This window comes from Microbacterium sp. LWO13-1.2, assembly GCF_038397725.1.
Taxonomy (GTDB): Bacteria; Actinomycetota; Actinomycetes; order Actinomycetales; family Microbacteriaceae; genus Microbacterium.
This window is the reverse complement of sequence record NZ_CP151634.1, coordinates 2,301,316-2,318,178: the sequence shown is the minus strand read 5'-3', so window position 1 is coordinate 2,318,178 and position 16,863 is coordinate 2,301,316. Positions and strand designations below refer to the sequence as shown.

The window sequence follows — 16,863 nt, the reverse complement described above, 5'->3', positions numbered from 1 at the left end:
AGCCCCGGACCGCGCGTTGACCTCCCCGTCAGCGCGGGGCGTCCACAAGACGCCTTCATCACCACAACGAGAGGGAATCCATTGTTCAAGAAGACCCCGTGGCGCAACGCCGCGTCACGAGGAGCCGCCACCGCGGCAGCACTCCTCACATGCACGGCCGTCATCCTGACACCATCGTTCGCTGGAGCGAGCACCGATTCGACCGGTGATCCCGAGATCGTTGGCGCAAGCTCCACGAACGCCATTCCGGGCGAGTACATCGTCGTACTGAAGTCCCCCGGTGAGATCGGCACCGCCGACGACGTCTCATCCGCTATCACCAACGAAATCGGCGGCGAAGTGCTGAGCACTTTCAACGCTGCACTCACCGGGTACTCGGCCGTCCTCAGCGAAGCGGAGGCGCTGACGATCGCGTCGGACGACCGCGTCGAGTACGTCGAACAGGCGCAGACCTTCTACGCTCTCGACGAGCAGGTCAGCCCGCCGAACTGGGGCGATGACCGCATCGATCAACGCGACCTGCCCCTCGATCAGAGCTACACCTACCCCGCTTCGGCAGGTGCGGGAGTGAACGTCTACATCGTCGACACCGGCATCCGCAGCTCCCACTCGGAGTTCACCGGGCGCATGAAGCCCGGCTTCGACGCGGTCACCCCGGGTGGAACCGCCCAGGACTGCAACGGTCACGGCACGCACGTCGCCGGCACTGCTGCGGGCAGCACATACGGCGTGGCCAAGAAGGCCACCGTCCACCCGGTGCGCGTGCTCGACTGCCAGGGATCCGGCTCCAGCGCCGACATCATCGAGGCGATCGAGTGGCTCACCGAGAACGCAGTGAAGCCCGCGACGGCGAACTACAGCATCGGCTGCCGCACCGCGTGCTCCAGCCCGGCAACCGATCAGGCCGTCAAGAACCTCGTCGCCTCCGGCGTCACCTGGGTTCAGGCAGCTGGCAACAGCAACGACGACGCGTGCCGCTACAGCCCGCAGCTCGTGCCGGAAGGCATCACCGTCGGCAACTCGACGCGCACTGACGCCAAGGCTGGAACGAGCAGCTGGGGCTCATGCCTCGACGTCTGGGCGCCAGGCACCGAGATCCTGTCGGCCTGGCCGACCGGCGATGACGCGACGAACACGATCTCCGGCACGTCGATGGCTTCGCCGCACACGACGGGTGCCACCGCCCTGTACCTCGGCGAGAACCCTGGCGCTACGCCGGCGCAGGTGCAGGCAGCCATCGTCGACAACGCGTCGACCGGCAAGCTCTCCGGCCTCACCTCCGCGTCGCCGAACCGCCTGCTGTACACCGGCTTCCTGAACTCCGGCGACCCGGAGCCGGTCGCGGTCGACCTCGCCGCAATCGGCGATCAGACCGGCAAGGTCGGCCAGGCCGTCGACCTCGCTGTTTCCGTCACGGGCGGCACCGCTCCGTATGCGTTCTCCGCGACCGGTCTTCCCGCGGGTCTCGCGATCGACGCCTCCACGGGCACGATTTCAGGGACGCCGACTGCGGCGGGCACGTCGAACGTGACGGTAACGGTGACGGATGCGTCTGCTCCCGTCTCGACGGACTCAGCGGCGTTCGCGTTCACGGTCACGGCTGTCGACCCTGGCGTCTGCTCTGGCGCGACCGTGTCGTCGGGCTCACTGAGCAACGGGCAGCAGGTGACATCGCCGACCTTCTCTCGCACCTCCGGCGCGCTTGAGGTCTGCCTCGACGGGCCGACCGGCGCGGACTTCGACGTCTACCTGCAGAAGCGGTACTCCTTCGGCTGGTACACCGTCGCCCAGGGCACCTCGGCTGACGCCGACGAGAAGTTCACGTACAACGCCTCGTCTGGCACCTACCGCCTCGTCGTGAAGTCGTACGCGGGATCGGGAGCGTACACCGCGACCGTGAAGTGACGACTGAGCCGGTGTGAAAGAGCGGATGCCGCGGGGGCGAACGAACCCCCGCGGCATCCGTCGCTCACTCCGGATGAGTGCCGCCGTCATCCGGCCGGAAGACCTCCCGCCGTGGGGGTACCTTGGACGCATGACCGCCCCGATCGATCCCACCCGCACCCCCGCCTGGGCCGAGCTCAGCGCTCTGCACGCGTCCTTCGAACCCGACCTCCGCGCCTGGTTCGCCGCAGATCCGTCCCGCGCCGAGCGGCTGTCCTTGCCCCTCGGCGATCTGCACGTCGATCTCTCGAAGAATCTCGTCACCGACGACGTGATCGCCGCGCTCCTCCGCCTCGCGGAGCAGACCGGAGTGGCCGACCGCTTCGCCGCGATGCTCGCAGGCGAGCACATCAACACCACGGAGGATCGCGCCGTACTGCACACCGCGCTGCGGCGCCCGGCCGGTGCCGCGCCCGCGCTGGTCGTCGACGGCCAGGACGTGGATACCGACGTGCACTCCGTGCTCGATGCGCTCTCCGCCTTCGCCGATCGCGTCCGCTCCGGAGACTGGCTCGGTGTGACCGGCAAGAAGGTCACGCATGTCGTCAACATCGGCATCGGCGGTTCCGACCTCGGGCCCGTCATGGTCTACGAAGCGCTCAAGCCGTACGCGGATGCAGGCATCCAGGCTCTCTTCGTCTCCAACATCGACCCGACCGACCTCGCGCAGAAGACCGCCGACCTCGACCCCGAGACCACACTGTTCATCGTGGCGTCGAAAACCTTCACGACTCTGGAGACGCTCACCAACGCGCGGCTCGCCCGCGACTGGCTGTGGGCCGGGTTGACGGCATCCGGAGCGATCTCGGGCGATGACGCATCGCGCGTCGACGCCGTGGCGCACCACTTCGTCGCCGTGTCGACCGCCCTCGACAAGGTGGCCGCCTTCGGCATCGACCCCGTGAACGCCTTCGGGTTCTGGGACTGGGTGGGCGGCCGCTACTCCGTCGACTCCGCGATCGGCCTTTCCTTGGCGATCACTCTCGGCCCCGACGCGTTCCGCGATCTGCTGGCTGGTTTCCACGCGGTCGATGAGCACGTGCGGACGACGCCGCTGGAGCGCAACGTGCCGGTGCTGATGGGGCTGCTGAACGTCTGGTACGTGAACTTCTTCGACGCGCAGTCGCACGCCGTGCTCCCCTACGCTCAGCAGCTCAGCCGATTCCCGGCCTACCTGCAGCAGCTGACGATGGAGTCCAACGGCAAGTCCGTGCGCTGGGACGGCAGCCCGGTGACCACTGACACCGGCGAGGTGTTCTGGGGAGAGCCGGGCACCAACGGACAGCACGCTTTCTACCAGCTGATCCATCAGGGAACCCGCCTGATCCCGGCGGACTTCATCGCGTTCGCCAACCCCGCGTACCCGCTGCAGGACGACGGCCGCGACGTGCACGGGCTGTTCCTGGCGAACTTCCTGGCTCAGACCAAGGCGCTCGCCTTCGGCAAGACCGCCGAAGAGGTCGAGGCCGAAGGCACCACCGGTGCCCTCGTCGCCGCCCGGACTTTCGCCGGCAACCGACCGACGACCTCGATCTTCGCGCCGGCTCTCACCCCGCAGGTGCTCGGTCAGCTCATCGCGCTGTACGAGCACATCACGTTCACGCAGGGCACGATCTGGGGGATCAACTCGTTCGACCAGTGGGGCGTCGAATTGGGCAAGCAGTTGGCGACGCAGATTGCTCCGGCGATCGAGGGTGATGCGGCGGCGATCGAGGCCCAGGATGCGTCGACGAAGGCGCTGCTGGCGTACTACCACGCGAACCGGAAGCAGCAGGAGTAACCGCTCCGCTACGCTCGCGGGAGCAGCCTGAACCGACCGACAAGGAAAGACTTCGTGTGACCTCACGCATCGGTCGTCCCGGGACTGAGCGGCGCGACCGCGATGGTTGGATCGGCGTATTCTGTGGCGGCCATAGGAACTACGGCGATGAACGACTTGGCTGACGAGGCGCGGCGACGGCGCGGCGTAGAGAATGCGTTCGCCGACCTGCGCCTGGACGGCCGGTCCCCAAGCCCCGGAGCGCTGCAAGACGCTGCGGACTACATCTACGGCCGCCGCACCCTCGACGAGATCATCGAAGATGTTCGGCGCCGTCATACCCGCCTACCGTTGGACGAGCAATGACCGACGAGTCACCGAACCCTTGGGCCGAAATCATCGGCCCGTGCTACACCGCGGCGTCGCTTGCCCGCGAACTTGGCTGGAGCGAATCAGACGTGGCCGAGGCGACTGCGTCGCTGACTGTGCTCGAAGTCAAGACAAGTGACGGCGTCCTGCTGTACCCGGCTTTTCAGGTGTGGAATGGCGCTCTAGTCGAGGGCCTCGATGCTGTCCTTCATATACTCAGCACGGGCACCGAATCGCGATGGACATGGGCGCAGTGGCTCAACGTCCGTGTCGATGACGAATCGGGCGAGGAGGCTTCGAGCGCCATCGAGCAGCTTCTGACCGGTCAACTGGACGCGGTACTCCGAGACGCCAGACACACCGCATGGGCGTGGAGCAACTGACCTCGAGGACCACCGGGCGTACCCGTGTTCGCAGTGGGTGTCGGATGTCGAAAGTAGAGTTGAACTACCGTTCGACGAACTTGAAAAGCGACCCGCGTCGGCGGAGCCGGGCGCAGGTCGCAGTTCTCTTGGCAGAGACCTACAGCCTAACTCGCTCTCGGCAACCTGGGTCGCGGATCGGAACAACCGTATGAGCGATCAGCTCACCTCGGGCGGCATGGGCCCGGCTTCGAGAGAGAGATCACACTGATGGGGCGCGGATACGGCCAGTGCACCGCCCCCGTCAGAGGACATATCCGCGGCGGCGGTGCGGATTGCCCAGTACACGGCAGAGGCGGTGGCTACGGTTACAGCTACTCGAGGCCGTCCTACCCGCAATACTCTCCCCCGCCTGTGACTCCGGCGGTGCGGAGCGGAGGCAGCGGTGGAGGTTCGCGCTCTGCCCGGCCGAGTTGGTCACCAAGCTCATCGACCGTCTCCTACACCGCGCAGCAGGTTCGCGATCTGCAGCCGGTCCGAAGCGCGGCGATCAGCCGGACCCAACCGCACGATGTGTTCCTTTGTCACGCCTGGCCCGACCGCAAGGAAGACGCGAAGGACCTTTACGACCTCCTGGTCGACGAGAGCGTCTCGGTGTGGTTCAGCGAGGTGAGCCTCAGGGTCGGAACGGATATGCGCGTCGCCATCGACCGGGGCCTCGTCAGTTCCCGAATCGGTATCGTGCTCGTGACTCCCGCGATGCTCGAGAAGCTGCTCACGGATCGAAGCATCGCCAGCAACGAGCTGAGCGCTTTGCTTCGCCGCAACCTCCTCATCCCCGTGATGCATGGCGTGACATTCGAGCAACTCGACCAGGTCAGCCCCACTCTCGCGTCCCGCGGTGGATTCAGCACCGCGGAAGAACCTCTTGAGGACATCGCTGTGAAGATCGCTGAACTCGTTGGCGAACTGAATGATGAAGAGGCTGACGAGCTCAGCATGAAGCGGGCATCCGAGTAGCGGACTAGAACGCTGGGCGCCGTGACTCGACTTCGAGTCACGGCGCCTTCTCGTGCTTCTCGGTGCCGCGCATAGGGCGGGTATGACCAGCCTGAACGCCACCCCCTTCCCCCTCTTCCTCACCTACGAAGAAGTCACCGCCCACATCGGCGATGTACCGCTCGATGACACGCTCACCTTCGCGGGCCGCCGCGTCGTGCCCGCGCCATTCCTCGCTCCCGGCATGGCCCCCGAGGATATCCACGAAGCCATCCGGCTCACGGAGCGAGACAACGTCGATTTTCTGAACACGACGGACGGTCGCCTCTCGTTCGAATACGCCGAAACGCACCTTCTCATCATCGTCGGGCTCGCAGAGCAGGAGGGCATCCGCGCTCTAGGCGCGGCAGCCTACATCGCCCAACAGATCTTCCCGCAGCTAACCGTCCTCGACTCGACGGGCACCGCCGTGACCACGCTCGACGCGCTGCCGAGGCACGAGGGAGTCGACCAGCGCTCGTTCCACTGGCTGTCAAACTTCCCGCTGAGCGTCGTGCCGCCGGCGTGGTTTCCGAGGGACGGGATGCCGAGCGTTACCTTCAGCGCTTAGCGCTAGCCTTGCAGATCCTTCCGCAGAAGCCGACGAACGTTGCGATCAAGCGCGTTGACGCACGAGCGACATGCAAAGCTAGCGATAGTGACAGACTGGTGCGGCTCCTCCATGGGCGCCGGCATCATCGGCGGGCAGATGGAGGCGCTCTTGAGCAGCGAGAGAACTGATTCGAAAGCGTCGATTGACGGCTCACGCGTCGTCGTGCTCTTGGGTGCGGGAGCCTCTGCTGATGCGGGATTATTGCTGACTTCCGCCCTCGCCAAAACCATCTTGGAGCGCGCCAATTCAGAGGTTGCTCGCGTAGAGCCAGACTGGGTGCGCGCGCTGAACGCCGTCTACGCCGGCATGGTCGGCCACTTGGGCGCGCGTGGACGGAACCCTCTGACGGCAGTAAACATAGAGACGCTGATCTCTGCTGTCAGACTGCTACGCGCACGCGAGGATCACGAGGTCGCCCCCTTCGTCGCGTCCTGGGTCCCGTCACTCAGCAATTTCGACTCGTCCGACCTCCCGGCGAACGCTGGCGAGAAGATCCTGAGGAGCATCGGCAAGTCGATGAAGGAGGGAGGACACTTCAGCAAGCGAGAGATCACAGAAGCGGTCGCTGAGATCGCTCGGGCTGCGGTCCGCCCCAACCTCGAGGCCCCTTTCCGCGACGCTGAGTCCTTCATCCTTCGATCTCTCGTCGAGCTCTTGGGAGACCACGGGGACGTCACTTACTTCAATCCGTTGCTCAAATTGGCGAGCACACAACCCGGCGGGCTTGACGTCATCACCCTGAACTACGACCTCACTGTCGAGACAGCTGCGGCCGAGGAGAACATCCCCGTCAACCGCGGAATCGACACGTGGGTACCGGGCGAGCCACTCCAATTCCCCGCGGTCGAAGGAACGCTTAACCTCCTGAAACTGCATGGCTCCCTGGACTGGCGTGCATCCAAGCCTGAGCAAGGGAAACACCGGCAGACTTCGCCGCGCCGTATTGCGGTTGTTCCCCTGCAAGCAACCGGTGACCGCCACCATGAGGAACTCCCGTGGATCGTCGTCGGTGACCGCGAAAAGCTAGCCACCGACGGACCGACCCTCGCATTGAACCTCGCAGCCCGATCAGCACTGCTGCGCGCCACCCACTTGGCCGTCGTCGGCTACTCATTCGGCGACGACCACATCAACGCGATGATTCGTGACTGGCTGGCCGCCGACGACAGTCGTACCACGTCGATTCTCGACCTCCATTGGCCTCGGGAACGCTACTACCGAGAGATCACCGACTTCCGCTCCGCGCTGATTGCCGGCTATGGAAGACAGCTAGATGTCCACGGCGAGCACCTCAAACCCCGCCTGATGCTGGTTGAGGGGCATGCGCGCGAAAAGCTCTCCGAAACGCTGACCATACGACCGGCGGACGTGCCGGCCCCGGCGGCTGAGGTCACCGTCCGGGCAATCCCGCGAGGTTATCGACTCGACGTCACCTGGTACGGACAGGACCTCACCGACGCGGATATCGAGGCGCGGCGCCCGACAGAAGGGAAGTCGGCGCACGCTACGGGCCTTCTTCAGCTCTACTCGGATCTCGAGCAGCTTCCTGAAACCTTGGACGTCAGTTCGTGGGCCCTCAGCCCGAAGTTCCCGAGCTGGCCGTCTGGTGAGACAAGAACAGTCTTCGCGACGGCTGACACGCAGCTCCCCGTCGACATCCGAATCGCTGGGGCGACCCCCGTCGGCACGCTTTGGTGGCGCGGGAACGTGAGCGTCGCAACTGAAACGACGACATCGTAAACGAGCCCGTCGACGCGCTGAGAATGACGGACCGTCCGCTCGTGCGGGCGCGTCGGCCATCTCCCACGACGCGTTCCGAATGTCCGCACTTGCTCTCTTGATCCTCGACGAGCGGCTCTCCTCGATGCGATGATCGGACCGTGGAACATCCCGACGGCTTCAGCAGCATTGACGCAACGCTTTGCATCAGCCACATCACGGACGACGTATTGAGGGGTCGCCTCGATCCTGATGTAGATAGGTTCGAGTGCAGCTTCTGTGGTCGAACCGAAGCCCCTGGCGAAACACCGTTCGCGGTTTCGATGGACCTCCTCGGCGAGTACGTCTGGGAAGCGGCCTCGTGGATGTACTCGAACCCCGGCTACATCGAGTACTACGACGGCGAACCGTGGTCTACGGAGGGCCTAACCGAGAACAACGAGGTCATGTATGACATCGCTGGCGATGCACTGGAGGAGGCCGTCGCGGATGACGTGCTCCTCGCTCTGACGGACGCAGTCAACGACCGCGAGTACTGGAGCTACAATGACCACGACTACAGATTCTCGCTTTCTTGGGCCGCCTTCCAGGACACCGTGAAGACACAGTCGAGATTCGTTTTCATCGGGACGTCCGCCAGACCGGGCCATGAGGACGAGCCGCCAGCACGCCTCGCCAAGTTCCTCAACGCGTTGCTCGCCTATGTCGAGTCCGACTTGCTCATTGATGTCCCTCCGGGCACCAAGTTGTACCGCGGGCGCATGGTGGATGAGCTCGACACCCATCGAGACGACATCGCCAAGGAGCCGAGCACGAGACTTGGTCCGGCTCCGTCGGAGAAAGCGGAGGCGGGACGCCTCAACAGCAAGGGCATCAGCTTGTTTTACGCTGCCGATGACGTCGACACCGCAGTAGGGGAAATCGCGCTCCACTCGCCATACGACGTGGCGATCATGGGTGGATTCGTGACGCAGCGCCACCTGAAGGTCCTCGACTTCACTCGACGTCTCACAACGCTGCCAAGCATCTTTGCGACCGATAAGGTGAGCCGAAACCGTTGGCTGTTCTCGCGGTTCGCGGAGCGATTCACGAACCACATCACGGCACCCGTGCTTCTCGATGGAAGACAGTTGGTTGACTACACACCGACTCAGGTCGTGGCGGAGTACCTGCGATACGTCCCAGAAACTCGCATCGACGGCATCGCCTGGCCCTCGCACGTCGGCGCAGGCAGAGGCAAAAACGTGGCGCTATTCCTTGGACCGGGCCCAGACTTCCAAACCGACCCGCCCACGGAGGCCGAGACGATGAGGCGCGCCTCGAAAGAGCCCACACTGAAGCTATCTAGAGACGACGTCACTGAGCACCGAGTTAAGCGCCGAGTCAAGGTCAAGAAGCTAGAGGTCCCCGGGCCCTGGGAGGACGAAGACCCGATGCACATGGACTTCTAGAACTATGCATTCTGAACGAGTCGCACCGGGGACTTGGCTAGAACGACGAGGACGGTCACTCAGCTTTGTCGGTTTGTCCAGCGGAAGCGGGACTAGCGTGTGTGCCTCTGACCACGCTGATCTCACCCGAAGACGACGCCCAGATTTACCTTTATCTCCCCCGGATGCGGACGTCACTCGAGTCCTCTCGCCACATCCATCCCTTGATCTTTACGAACCGTTCTTGACTCTGGGGCGACAGTGACTGACGAGAAAACTCCGGAACTCGAGGCGTACGTCGCCTTCCGCCTAAGCCAGTTGAGCAGCCGCAACGAGCATCATCGCTTTGAAGAGATAGCGACGCGCATTGCCCGCAAACGGATCAGTTCGAACATCCTCGTCGCGAATGGTCCCGTGAGCGCCGGCGGCGACCAGAGCCGTGATGCGGAGTCCTACTCCACCCGGATTCCGGACGAGCTTCCTCACGCCGCAGGGTTCTCTGCCTCGGCATCGACGTCGCCCGTTGTGCTCGCGTGCACCGTCCAGCAAAAGGGTCTCAAGTCCAAGGTGCTCGCCGATCTTGCTGGAATCTGTGCAAAACGCGCCGACCCCGTTGACCTCGTCGCCTTCTTCAGCGTGCACTCTCTTGGATCAAAGAGTTCGAGCGAGATCTGGTGCACGACCGCGCAGCGTCGGGCTTTGTCGCCGCACGCAAGGTGGGCGGGGAGGCGGCCGGCCCCGCAAGATCACCGCCGACCAGGAACGGATGGCCCTCCTGATGCGGGCTGGCGGCGATCTGAGTGTGACCCAGATTGCTACGGCTCTAGGCCTTGGGCGGTCGACTGTCTACCGAGCTATCAATCACGCCCGGATGTAACCGTCGGCCGCAGGGACACTCGCAGGCCATGCTCCAACTTGGCGATGGTGTACATGTCGAGCCAGACCTTACCCGTCAGGATTGTGTTCAGAGTCTGATGGTTGAGGCCGCAGTCAACTGCTACCGAGCGGACGCTCGTCTTCTCTTCTTCAGCCCTCTTCTTGTCAATGGCATCACGAAGCGCAATCGCGAAGGAAGCCGCAACGCGCCCAGCCGGATCTGATGTCCTACCCTTTGGCCAGGGGACACTAGATCGATTGGACGCGGTCGCGGGTCCCTAGCCACGGCTGTCCCAGGAAGACGACGTCGAGTCCCATCTCAAGAAGGAGCCCGATGTCTCAGATAGCAGCACGTTGTCCACGTTTAGCTTGCCTATCTCACCTTTCTGAGGCCCTACAACTCTCAGAAGTCCCAGTCGTCGTCTTCGGTGGCCTCGGCCTTGCCGATGACGTACGACGAGCCTGAACCGCTGAAGAAGTCATGGTTCTCATCGGCGTTAGGCGAGAGCGCCGACAGGATCGCCGGGTTCACGTTCGTCACGGACGACGGGAACATCGCCTCGTAGCCGAGGTTCATCAGCGCCTTGTTGGCGTTGTAGTGCAGGAACTTCTTGACGTCTTCGGTCAGGCCGACACCGTCGTAGAGATCCTGCGTGTACTGCACCTCGTTGTCGTACAGCTCGTACAGCAGGTTGAAGGTGTACTCCTTCAACTCGTCGCGGCGTTCCTGGGTCTCCTTCTCGAGCCCCTTCTGGAACTTGTAGCCGATGTAGTAACCGTGCACGGCCTCGTCGCGGATGATGAGACGGATGAGGTCGGCGGTGTTGGTGAGCTTGGCGCGGCTCGACCAGTGCATCGGCAGGTAGAAGCCCGAGTAGAACAGGAAGCTCTCCAGCAGGGTCGAGGCGACCTTGCGCTTGAGCGGGTCATCGCCCTGGTAGTAGTCCATGACGATCTGAGCCTTCTTCTGAAGGTTCGGGTTCTCCTGCGACCACCGGAACGCCTCGTCGATCTCCTTCGTCGACGCGAGCGTCGAGAAGATCGAGGAGTAGCTCTTGGCGTGCACCGACTCCATGAACGCGATGTTCGTGTAGACGGCTTCCTCGTGCGGGGTGATCGCGTCGGGGATCAGCGAGACGGCACCGACAGTGGCCTGCACCGTGTCGAGGAGGGTGAGCCCGGTGAAGACGCGCATCGTGAGCAACTGCTCGTCGGGGGTGAGGGTGTTCCACGACTGGATGTCGTTGGACAGCGGGATCTTCTCGGGCAACCAGAAGTTGTTCACGAGGCGATTCCACACCTCGACATCCTTGTCGTCCTGGATGCGGTTCCAGTTGATCGCCTGCACGTGGTCGACCAGCTTGAGTTTTTCGGGAGGGGTCATCATCTTTTCCTGTTCGAGAATCCCTGGAGCGTCAGAGCATGCAGCTGACGCACTCGGACATGTCGGTGCCCTCGAGCGCCATCTGACGAAGGCGAATGTAGTAGATCGTCTTGATGCCCTTGCGCCATGCGTAGATCTGCGCCTTGTTGATGTCGCGCGTCGACGCGGTGTCCTTGAAGAACAGCGTCAGCGACAGGCCCTGGTCGACGTGCTGCGTCGCGGCGGCGTACGTGTCGATGACCTTCTCGTAGCCGATCTCATACGCGTCCTGGTAGTACTCCAGGTTGTCGTTCGTCATGAACGCGGCCGGGTAGTACACGCGACCGAGCTTGCCTTCCTTGCGGATCTCGATCTTCGACGCGATCGGGTGGATCGACGACGTCGAGTTGTTGATGTACGAGATCGAGCCGGTCGGCGGCACCGCCTGCAGGTTCTGGTTGTAGATGCCGTGCTTCTGGATGGACGCCTTCAGCTCGGTCCAGTCCTCCTGCGTGGGGATGTGCTTGCCGGCGAAGAGTTCCTTGACCTTGTCGGTCTCGGGCACCCAGGCACGCTCGATGTACTTGTCGAAGAACTCCCCCGACGCGTAGGTGGAGTCCGCGAAGCCGTCGAAGGCCTGCTTGCGCTCGATCGCGAGGTTGTTCGACGCGCGCAGCGCGTGGAACAGCACCGTGTAGAAGTAGATGTTCGTGAAGTCGATGCCCTCTTCGGACCCGTAGAACACGTGCTCGCGGGCCAGGTAGCCGTGCAGGTTCATCTGCCCGAGGCCGATCGCGTGCGAACGGTCGTTGCCGTCCTCGATCGAACGCACCGAGCCGATGTGACTCTGGTCGCTCACCGCGGAGAGAGCACGGATCGCCGTCTCGACGGTCTGGCCGAGGTCATCCGCATCCATCGACAGCGCGATGTTCATCGAGCCGAGGTTGCAGGAGATGTCCTTGCCGATCTCCTTGTACGAGAGGTCCTCGTTGTAGGTGGTCGGCGTGTTCACCTGCAGGATCTCGCTGCAGAGGTTCGACATGTTGATCCGACCCTTGATCGGGTTGGCCTTGTTCACCGTGTCCTCGAACATGATGTACGGGTAGCCCGACTCGAACTGGATCTCAGCGACGGTCTGGAAGAACTCGCGGGCGTTGATCTTGGTCTTCTTGATGCGAGCATCGTCGACCATCTCGCGATACTTCTCGGTGACCGAGATGTCGCCGAAGGGAACGCCGTAGACCTTCTCGACGTCGTACGGCGAGAACAGGTACATGTCCTCGTCGTTCTTCGCGAGCTCGAAGGTGATGTCGGGCACGACGACACCCAGCGAAAGCGTCTTGATGCGGATCTTCTCGTCAGCGTTCTCGCGCTTGGTGTCGAGGAAGCGCATGATGTCGGGGTGGTGCGCGTTGAGGTACACCGCTCCCGCGCCCTGACGGGCACCGAGCTGGTTGGCGTAGCTGAAGCTGTCTTCGAGGAGCTTCATCACGGGGATGATGCCGGAGGACTGGTTCTCGATCTGCTTGATCGGCGCACCCGACTCGCGGATGTTCGACAGCAGGAGCGCCACGCCGCCGCCACGCTTGCTCAGCTGCAGGGCGGAGTTGATGCCGCGGGCGATCGACTCCATGTTGTCCTCGATGCGCAGCAGGAAGCAGCTGACGAGCTCGCCGCGCTGTGCCTTGCCGGAATTGAGGAAGGTCGGGGTGGCCGGCTGGAAACGGCCGGAGATGATCTCCTCGACCAGGTTGATCGCGAGCTCCTCGTCGCCGTCGGCGAGACCGAGAGCGGTCATCACGACACGGTCCTCGAACCGCTCGAGGTAGCGCTTGCCGTCGAACGTCTTCAGCGTGTAGCTGGTGTAGTACTTGAAGGCGCCGAGGAAGGTCGCGAAGCGGAACTTCTTCGAGTAGGCGAGGTCGTTGAGCTTCTGGATGAAGTCGAAGGAGTACTTCTCGATGACCGCACCCTCGTAGTACTCCTTCTCCACGAGGTAGTCCAGCCGCTCCTTGAGCGAGTGGAAGAACACGGTGTTCTGGTTCACGTGCTGCAGGAAGTACTCCCGTGCGGCGCGCTTGTCGGCGTCGAACTGGATCTTGCCGTCGGCGTCGTACAGATTCAGCATCGCGTTGAGGGCGTGATAGTCCATGCCCTCGAATGCCGGGTTGCCCTTGAATGCCACCTGCTCGGTCACTGCTGTTCCAGCTTCCACCGTCGCTCCAATCCGTCGCTCACGCGATCCACGTCGTCTTGCGTGCCGAAGATTTCGAGCCGGTACAAGTGCGGCACCTGACACTTGCGGCTGATGATGTCACCGGCGAGACAGAAGGACTCGCCGAAGTTGGTATTGCCCGCGGAGATCACTCCGCGGATGTGGCGCCGGTTGCGCTCGTCGTTGAGGAACCGGATCACCTGTTTGGGCACGGCTCCTCGTTCGACGCCGCGCCCCTCACCCCCGCCGTAGGTGGGAGTGACCAGCACGAAGGGCTCGTCGATGACGAGATCACCCTCCTGCCGGTGGAGCGGGATGCGCGACGCCGGAAGCCCGAGCTTCTCGACGAAGCGCGCCGTGTTGCCGGACACGCTCGAGAAGTACACCAGGAGCGGCGCGGCTGTCGCGACGGCGCTCATGGTGCGTCACGCCAGGCGGGAGGCGAGGGCGTCGATCTTGTCGGGACGGAAGCCCGACCAGTGGTCCTCGTCGGTGACGACGACCGGCGCCTGCATGTAGCCGAGCGCCTTGACCTGCTCCAGAGCCGTCGGGTCCTCCGACAGGTCGTGGATTTCATACTCGATGCCCTTGGCATCCAGCGCGCGGTACGTCGCGTTGCACTGAACACAGGACGGCTTGGTGTAGACCGTGATCGACATCTCATCCCCTCAAATTCTTTGATTTCCGGCAGACCCCCCGCCGGGACTTCAATACTACATATGGGTACGGACATTGGGGGCGACCACAAGGGGTAGTAGTTACATCCCTGTAGTTTTCCACCGCTCTCCACTGCTACAACACAGGTTCTCCACCGTTTCTTCCACAGGCGCAGGCACCCTCTGAAGGGTCGCGAAGCGCGGAATCATGCGGCTTCGCATCCCCTCATCCAGATCCATCCACAGGGGGCACGATACGGGGGACATCCGACATTCGTTTTCCTGTGGAAAGCACCCTCCGGCGTGTCATCGGCGTGTCGCATCCGCTCGAACATCCACCGCCGACGCCGGTCACCGGTACCGTTGTCTGGTGGCGGGATATCGGGATCTTCTTCGCACGCCCGGCGTGGCGCGCATGATCGCAGCTCAGCTGACCGCACGCTTCCCCAACGGGATGGCATCGCTGGCGATCCTGCTGCACGTGGAGCAGCAGACCGGCTCCTACGGCGCGGCCGGTCTCGTGCTCGCCGCCACCTCGGTCGGGCAGGCCGTCGCCGGCCCGATCACGAGCCGGTGGATGGGCGTCTGGGGGATGCGGCGCGTCATCACCCTCACCCTCAGCGTCTGCGTCGTCGCTGTGCTCGCCCTGGCCCTGCTCCCGCTGAACGTGCCGGGGTACATGGCGCTCGGCATGATCGCCGGCCTTTCGACCCCGCCGATCCAGTCGGCGGCGCGCACCATCTACCCGAAGCTGGTCAATTCGTCGCAGCTGACCCCGCTGTTCTCGCTGGATGCGTCGCTGCAGGAGATCATCTGGATCATCGCGCCGGTGGTCATCACCCTCGTCTCCACCCAGGTCGGCACGGTGCAGGGGCTGCTCCTGGTCGCGATCATCCTCGTCGGCGGCGGTGCCTGGTTCATCCTCTCCCCCGAGGTCGGACGAGTGCGCATCCCGCGCAGTCGGAATGCGTTCGGCAAGGTCGTGCTGAAGCCTCCTGTGATGCTCGCGACCGTCATCGGCTTCCTCCTCATCGGGGCGTGCGCGGCCGTCGAGGTCGGCGTCGTGGCGACGTTCGAGCACGGCAGCCTCGCCGCCGGCCTCGTCCTCGCGGTGTTCTCCGTCGGCAGCCTCGCCGGCGGCCTCGCGTTCGGTCACATTCCGATCGGACCATGGGCGATGGCCCGCCGGTTCGTCATCGTCACCATCGGCCTCTCGTTGACGATGGTCTCGCTCGACGCCTTCTGGCTCGGCGGTACGCTGATCCTCGCCGGCATCGGCATCGCCCCGGCCCTCGCCGTGCTCTTCGCGATCACGACGGCGAGCGTGAAGTTCAGCGAGACGGCCGAGGCGTTCGGCTGGGCAGGCACCGGGCAGCTCATCGGCGCCGCAGCCGGATCCGCCATCGGCGGCTTCCTGGTCGACGCCACCGGCGGAGCGCGCGGTGCGTACCTCGCCGCCGCACTGTTCGCCGCCGTGGGCCTGATCGTCTCCGTCGTCTTCGTCCGTTCCTTCCCCGATCTGCGGCACCGCGATCCCAGTCCCTATCCAGACACCGAACCTGTGGCGGTCACCCCTTCATGAGCATCCATCCCCCTGTCAGCCCGCCCGCGATCGTCTGCGTCGGCGAGACGATGGCGCTGATCACTCCAACCGGAGCCGCGCTGGCGGACGCCGATGCCGCGACGCTCGGACTCGCCGGCGCGGAGTCCAACGTCGCCGCGGGAATCGTCGCCGCTGGGCACCGTTCGGCGTGGGCCTCCCGGCTGGGCGATGACCCCCTCGGTTCGCGGATCGCGTCGGAGCTCTCGGACCGCGGGATCGAGCTCTGGGTGCAGCGCGATGCGGATGCCCCCACCGGCGTGATGTTCAAGGACCCCGGAGTCGAGGGCTCCACGGTCTACTACTACCGGGCTGGATCCGCCGCGGCGTCGATGGCGCCGGGATTCCTGACCGCCGACCAGCTCGCCGGTGTCCGCATCGTGCACACCACCGGGATCACGCCCGCACTGTCCGCATCCTGCCGTGCGATGGTGGACGAGCTCTTCACCGAGGCACGCGCCGCGGGCGCACTGGTCTCCTTCGACGTCAACGACCGTCGGCCGCTGTGGAGCATGGCGGATGCCGCCGCCACCCTCGCTCGCCTGGCCGACGCCGCGGACATCTGCTTCGTCGGACGCGATGAGGCCGAGCGGATCTGGGGCACGCGGACGGCGGCGGAGATCCGCGCGCATCTACCCGGATGCGATCTGCTCGTGGTGAAGGACGGCGAGATCGGCGCCACCGCGTTCCACGGCGACGCGGAGCCGGTCTTCGTCCCCGCTCCGCAGGTCGATGTCGTCGAGCCGGTCGGCGCCGGCGACGCCTTCGCGTCCGGCTTCCTCGCGGCGACCCTCGAGGATCGCCCGCTCTCCGAGCGCCTTGCCGCCGGGCACGCCGCGGCGGCGAGAGTGCTCACGATCGCCGCGGACATGCCGCCGATCCGCTGAAGCCGCTCACCCCACGCCGCGGACACCGCACG

Annotated in this window: 14 protein-coding genes; 10 read left to right on the top strand and 4 right to left on the bottom strand. The window is 64.3% G+C overall.

Features of this window, described 5'->3' with window-relative positions:
• The first annotated feature begins 81 nt into the window (after nucleotides 1–81).
• The 8 genes from MRBLWO13_RS10940 to MRBLWO13_RS10905 all read left to right on the top strand — a co-directional run bounded on the left by MRBLWO13_RS10940 (nucleotide 82) and on the right by MRBLWO13_RS10905 (nucleotide 9,255).
• Entirely contained in the window at nucleotides 82–1,905 is a 1,824-nt protein-coding gene (locus MRBLWO13_RS10940) for a S8 family serine peptidase (RefSeq protein ID WP_341974017.1), read from the top strand.
• Nucleotides 1,906–2,035: 130 nt separating this feature from the next.
• On the top strand, nucleotides 2,036–3,724 hold the full coding sequence (gene pgi / locus MRBLWO13_RS10935; RefSeq protein ID WP_341974016.1) for a glucose-6-phosphate isomerase: 1,689 nt from the start codon (nucleotides 2,036–2,038) through the stop codon (nucleotides 3,722–3,724).
• 147 nt (nucleotides 3,725–3,871) lie between these two features.
• The gene (locus MRBLWO13_RS10930; protein WP_341974014.1) at nucleotides 3,872–4,069 is read left to right on the top strand and encodes an antitoxin VbhA family protein; all 198 of its coding nucleotides are present in this window, start codon (nucleotides 3,872–3,874) and stop codon (nucleotides 4,067–4,069) included.
• Nucleotides 4,066–4,455, top strand: coding sequence for a hypothetical protein (locus tag MRBLWO13_RS10925; protein ID WP_341974013.1), 390 nt, complete (start codon nucleotides 4,066–4,068; stop codon nucleotides 4,453–4,455). Before MRBLWO13_RS10930 ends, MRBLWO13_RS10925 begins: the two co-directional genes overlap by 4 nt.
• Before the next feature lie 393 nt (nucleotides 4,456–4,848).
• Complete coding sequence (locus tag MRBLWO13_RS10920) at nucleotides 4,849–5,454, top strand: toll/interleukin-1 receptor domain-containing protein (protein WP_341974012.1); 606 nt, start codon at nucleotides 4,849–4,851, stop codon at nucleotides 5,452–5,454.
• Between the two features lie 52 nt (nucleotides 5,455–5,506).
• Entirely contained in the window at nucleotides 5,507–6,043 is a 537-nt protein-coding gene (locus tag MRBLWO13_RS10915; protein ID WP_341974011.1) for a hypothetical protein, read from the top strand.
• A gap of 111 nt (nucleotides 6,044–6,154) precedes the next feature.
• Nucleotides 6,155–7,825 carry an SIR2 family protein gene (locus MRBLWO13_RS10910; RefSeq protein WP_341974010.1) on the top strand — a complete coding sequence of 557 codons (1,671 nt, stop codon included), beginning with the start codon at nucleotides 6,155–6,157 and terminating at the stop codon, nucleotides 7,823–7,825.
• Between the two features lie 140 nt (nucleotides 7,826–7,965).
• On the top strand, nucleotides 7,966–9,255 hold the full coding sequence (locus tag MRBLWO13_RS10905; RefSeq protein ID WP_341974008.1) for an RES domain-containing protein: 1,290 nt from the start codon (nucleotides 7,966–7,968) through the stop codon (nucleotides 9,253–9,255).
• A 1,258-nt stretch (nucleotides 9,256–10,513) separates the two neighbouring features.
• Here MRBLWO13_RS10905 and nrdF read toward each other — a convergent pair.
• Genes nrdF through nrdH form a run of 4 tightly spaced genes read right to left on the bottom strand, consistent with a single transcriptional unit; the run spans nucleotide 10,514 to nucleotide 14,347 of the window.
• A complete protein-coding gene (gene nrdF, locus MRBLWO13_RS10900; protein ID WP_341974007.1) occupies nucleotides 10,514–11,494 on the bottom strand; it encodes a class 1b ribonucleoside-diphosphate reductase subunit beta in 981 nt (326 codons plus the stop codon).
• Between the two features lie 31 nt (nucleotides 11,495–11,525).
• Nucleotides 11,526–13,625: a class 1b ribonucleoside-diphosphate reductase subunit alpha gene (gene nrdE / locus MRBLWO13_RS10895; RefSeq protein ID WP_341978354.1), complete on the bottom strand. Its 2,100-nt coding sequence runs from the start codon at nucleotides 13,623–13,625 to the stop codon at nucleotides 11,526–11,528.
• 41 nt (nucleotides 13,626–13,666) lie between these two features.
• On the bottom strand, nucleotides 13,667–14,107 hold the full coding sequence (nrdI, locus tag MRBLWO13_RS10890) for a class Ib ribonucleoside-diphosphate reductase assembly flavoprotein NrdI (protein WP_341974006.1): 441 nt from the start codon (nucleotides 14,105–14,107) through the stop codon (nucleotides 13,667–13,669).
• Nucleotides 14,108–14,113: 6 nt separating this feature from the next.
• On the bottom strand, nucleotides 14,114–14,347 hold the full coding sequence (nrdH, locus tag MRBLWO13_RS10885; RefSeq protein WP_102191535.1) for a glutaredoxin-like protein NrdH: 234 nt from the start codon (nucleotides 14,345–14,347) through the stop codon (nucleotides 14,114–14,116).
• A gap of 367 nt (nucleotides 14,348–14,714) precedes the next feature.
• On the opposite strand from nrdH, the gene MRBLWO13_RS10880 reads away from it, so the two are divergent.
• Both MRBLWO13_RS10880 and MRBLWO13_RS10875 read left to right on the top strand, forming a co-directional pair.
• Nucleotides 14,715–15,926, top strand: coding sequence for an MFS transporter (locus MRBLWO13_RS10880; RefSeq protein WP_341974005.1), 1,212 nt, complete (start codon nucleotides 14,715–14,717; stop codon nucleotides 15,924–15,926).
• Nucleotides 15,923–16,831 (top strand): sugar kinase, encoded by a 909-nt coding sequence (locus tag MRBLWO13_RS10875; protein WP_341974004.1) that lies wholly within the window; start codon nucleotides 15,923–15,925, stop codon nucleotides 16,829–16,831. Before MRBLWO13_RS10880 ends, MRBLWO13_RS10875 begins: the two co-directional genes overlap by 4 nt.
• The last annotated feature ends 32 nt before the right edge of the window (nucleotides 16,832–16,863 follow it).